The following is a 1174-nucleotide window of genomic DNA, read 5'->3' as shown; positions in this document are numbered from 1 at the left end:
ATGATGCGTAGCCGAGTTGAGAGACTGATCGGCCACATTGGGACTGAGACACGGCCCAAACTCCTACGGGAGGCAGCAGTAGGGAATCTTCCACAATGGACGCAAGTCTGATGGAGCAACGCCGCGTGAGTGAAGAAGGTTTTCGGATCGTAAAGCTCTGTTGTTGGTGAAGAAGGATAGAGGCAGTAACTGGTCTTTATTTGACGGTAATCAACCAGAAAGTCACGGCTAACTACGTGCCAGCAGCCGCGGTAATACGTAGGTGGCAAGCGTTGTCCGGATTTATTGGGCGTAAAGCGAGCGCAGGCGGAATGATAAGTCTGATGTGAAAGCCCACGGCTCAACCGTGGAACTGCATCGGAAACTGTCATTCTTGAGTGCAGAAGAGGAGAGTGGAACTCCATGTGTAGCGGTGGAATGCGTAGATATATGGAAGAACACCAGTGGCGAAGGCGGCTCTCTGGTCTGCAACTGACGCTGAGGCTCGAAAGCATGGGTAGCGAACAGGATTAGATACCCTGGTAGTCCATGCCGTAAACGATGAGCGCTAGGTGTTGGGGACTTTCCGGTCCTCAGTGCCGCAGCAAACGCATTAAGCGCTCCGCCTGGGGAGTACGACCGCAAGGTTGAAACTCAAAGGAATTGACGGGGGCCCGCACAAGCGGTGGAGCATGTGGTTTAATTCGAAGCAACGCGAAGAACCTTACCAGGTCTTGACATCCTGTGACAAACTTAGAGATAAGTCTTTCCCTTCGGGGACACAGAGACAGGTGGTGCATGGCTGTCGTCAGCTCGTGTCGTGAGATGTTGGGTTAAGTCCCGCAACGAGCGCAACCCTTGTCTTTAGTTGCCATCATTAAGTTGGGCACTCTAGAGAGACTGCCGGTGACAAACCGGAGGAAGGTGGGGATGACGTCAAGTCATCATGCCCCTTATGACCTGGGCTACACACGTGCTACAATGGGCAGTACAACGAGAAGCGAACCCGCGAGGGTAAGCGGATCTCTTAAAGCTGTTCTCAGTTCGGACTGCAGGCTGCAACTCGCCTGCACGAAGCTGGAATCGCTAGTAATCGCGGATCAGCACGCCGCGGTGAATACGTTCCCGGGCCTTGTACACACCGCCCGTCACACCATGGAAGTCTGCAATGCCCAAAGTCGGTGGGATAACCTTT

General features: G+C 53.7%; 1 rRNA gene. It reads left to right on the top strand.

Features of this window, described 5'->3' with window-relative positions:
* Positions 1-1174: ribosomal RNA gene (locus ACLUXO_RS10130) — 16S ribosomal RNA — on the top strand; the annotation flags it as partial.

The organism is Lactobacillus delbrueckii subsp. bulgaricus, from assembly GCF_046938665.1.
Classification (GTDB): domain Bacteria; phylum Bacillota; class Bacilli; order Lactobacillales; family Lactobacillaceae; genus Lactobacillus; species Lactobacillus delbrueckii_C.
This window is presented reverse-complemented; position numbering and strand designations above follow the sequence as displayed.